A 2900-nucleotide genomic window follows, 5' to 3' on the forward strand; every position below is an offset into this window, starting at 1 on the left:
CATCGCTCGGCTACAAGCCACCCGCACCCGAGGTAGTGCTATGGCCGGCTGCGCAACCCAGACCAGCTCCGCAGGCCACACCCACCGTAGCCCCACGACCCATCATGCACTAACATTAACCCCGGACCACCTCGCGGGGGCTGGCCACTATTGCGTCAAACAACAGCACACTGCGTGACAAAGCCTTTAGGCAGACCTAGCGATTTCAATGACTTGTAGAAAATCTGCGGCAAACTATGGTTCCAGTCACACGCTCGCAAAGGATGGCCATAAACCACCCATAGCGCACCTCAATTGAAGCCAAAGCCCGCCTCACCCCTGAGGCGGGCTTTCCGTTTAGAGTTTGATGCCACGAAAGGAAACAGCCTGCCCCACGTCGACGGGGCAGGCTGTTCACACTTAGTTCTCTGGACGGTTTCGAAAGCCTAGATCATAGATGCCCTGTAGCGCTGAGCCGCCTCGATCTCCTCCCGGGCAAGGTAAGGCTCCGGCGACCGAACCAATGGCTTAAGAAGGCTGCTGTCCAGATCGAGCAGACAGCCCTGGCCATGTGCCTCCTCAATGCGGAACGCCTGTTCCGCCTGAGTAAGCAACTCTGCGTACACGGCTCGTGTTCTGGCTGACGTCGAGTTTGCAAGAGCAGTTCCCCACCTCGCGGTCATCGACTTTACGTTTCTCATGATGCCGTGAGCGAGCGAATGACGGATTGCGTCAAGCCGTATCCATTCAGACCCAGTCACCCCATGCAAGGAGACTTCTCCGTTTGCGCTGACCGTTGCCATTCGACTTGCTCCATCAATCGACCATGAAAGCTTCGATTGGCGAGTCCAGCGGCGCAAGGTCTGGCCCGCAAGGACGCCGCACCCTACCGTGCACACAGAGAAAGTCTGCCTCACTGTGAGGCGAACTGTTAGGTGGGTCAGTGAGGCGCTCTGATGGGTTGCAAACGCGTCCGGTTGAGGCAAACCAGATATGGAAACCCTTATTTTGCAGAGCTTCGGGAACGCGTGTGAGGCATCCTTTGGTTGCCTCTACAAGGATGTATGGGCGCTCACAAAGGTTGGCGAGAACCTCGCTAACCGCGCCTCAAATGAAGCCAAAGTCCGCCGCACCCCTGCGGCGGACTAGCTTCGATCATTGAAGAGCGCGCAGTTGAGAAGCGTCACTTCCAGACGAGTGCATCCAGGCGGCAATAGGTCAGCCCTCGCTTGCGGCGCTTAGGTTCCGGGATTGAGCGGGCGGGCTAGATCGCGCCCCAGGTAGGACCACCGCGGCCTTCTGAGTCCGGCGCAAAGACACCTTCGAAGGGTGAATCACCACCGTTGTCTACTGGATCGTACAGGTGGCGGAAACGTCGGCTGGCTCGATTCATGTGCCGCCGACACGCGACCGGATGGACACGGTAATTCTCATCCAATCCACGAATTCCCAAGCCGAGTGTAACCCGGCTTGGGATACCGCGCGAAGCTGGAGCCTGCGCGGGGCGAAGAGGTCGATACCCTCTCCTATCTTGGGGAAGATGGATATGGGGGATTCGATCTTCGGAGTCGAGACGGTTCCGGCAAATCAACGTGAAAAGGTTAATTTATGCCACTCCGTATCCGATACCGCTGCCGAAACTGCGGCGAACGCTTCGAAGCGTCCGTACTCACAGCCGAGGAGGTCCGGGACGCCGAACGGCGCCGTGAACCCTTAGGTGCCCTCCACTGTCCGAAGTGCAACCGCACGGACGTCGCGAAGGGTTGGTGAGGCCCTGCCCCGCTTCGCTCAGGGCAGATCAGGAGGCTTAATAATGAAGGTATTTATCAGTTCAGTCATCACTGGGTACGAGGCTGTTCGAGCTGCGGCTCAAGATGCCATCGAGACACTCGGGCACGAAGTAATCCGCGCGGAAGACTTCGGTGCCTCCGCAAGTTCGCCGCAGATAGCATGCCTGTCTGGAGTGCGAGATGCTGACCTCGTGTTCCTTCTCATGGGAAGGCGCTACGGGGCCGTACAGGCATCTGGGATTTCCGCCACACACGAGGAGTTCCGGGAGGCCAAGGGAACCAAGGAAATCATCGCATTGGTGGAGACGGTCGACGACCGAGAATCCGCGCAGCAGGCGTTCCTCGACGAGGTCCAGGACTGGCAAGGGGGAGTGTTCACCGAATCCTTTGCTACTTCCGAGGATGTCCGGAGGCTCATCACTCAGGCCTTGCATCGGCGGGCGGTCGACGAGGCGCGGGGGGCATCGGACGCCCATGAGGTTCTCAATCGATGCTTATCGGTCCTTCCATCATCAGAGCGAGGATGGTCGAACGGTCATATAACCCTTGGCCTCGCCGTCGCAGGCGGACCTAGCCAAACTCTTCTGCGACCGATCCAGATTGAGAGCAGGGAACTAGACGAGAAGCTCTTCCAATTCGCCTTACATGGCCCGAACGCCGTTTTCGATCGCAGGGAGGGCACTGAGCCGGCGATTGCCGGAGACGCTCTCGTGCTCAAGCAGAGTTCACGATCTGTGGCGGTGCATGCCGACGGGTCGGTCTCGCTCCGGCTGCCGATCGAGTCAGAGAGCCAGATGATGGCCCTGATCGAGGAGGATGTACGAGAGGCAATGGTGCGCGGCTTGGGATTTCTCAACGATGTACTCGCCGCGATCGACCCGACGGAGCGGCTGCGCCGGATCGGCATCAGCTCAATTATCCTTGGTGCCGACTACACGGGCTGGCGAACACGTGCGGAGGATAGGAGGAGTCCGAACAGCATAGATTGTGTGCGTCAAGTTCTGCAAAGAGGGGCGGCCGGTCGGGCTGGCTAAGCGGCTTCGCGAAGAGTGGTTTTCTTGTGCTCCTTGAGATCCTCCATATTGAGGTAGCGGTGGGCTTCCAGCCAGTTCTCGTGCGTCTCGACCGCCA

Annotated in this window: 1 protein-coding gene; it reads left to right on the top strand. The window is 58.9% G+C overall.

Annotation, left to right across the window (positions count from 1 at the left end; genetic code table 11):
* The first annotated feature begins 1792 nt into the window (after nucleotides 1–1792).
* On the top strand, nucleotides 1793–2803 hold the full coding sequence (locus AB4097_RS21355) for a DUF4062 domain-containing protein (protein WP_442043289.1): 1011 nt from the start codon (nucleotides 1793–1795) through the stop codon (nucleotides 2801–2803).
* Nucleotides 2804–2900: the final 97 nt, after the last annotated feature.

The organism is Microvirga sp. 2MCAF35, from assembly GCF_052115545.1.
In the GTDB taxonomy this organism is placed as follows: domain Bacteria; phylum Pseudomonadota; class Alphaproteobacteria; order Rhizobiales; family Beijerinckiaceae; genus Microvirga.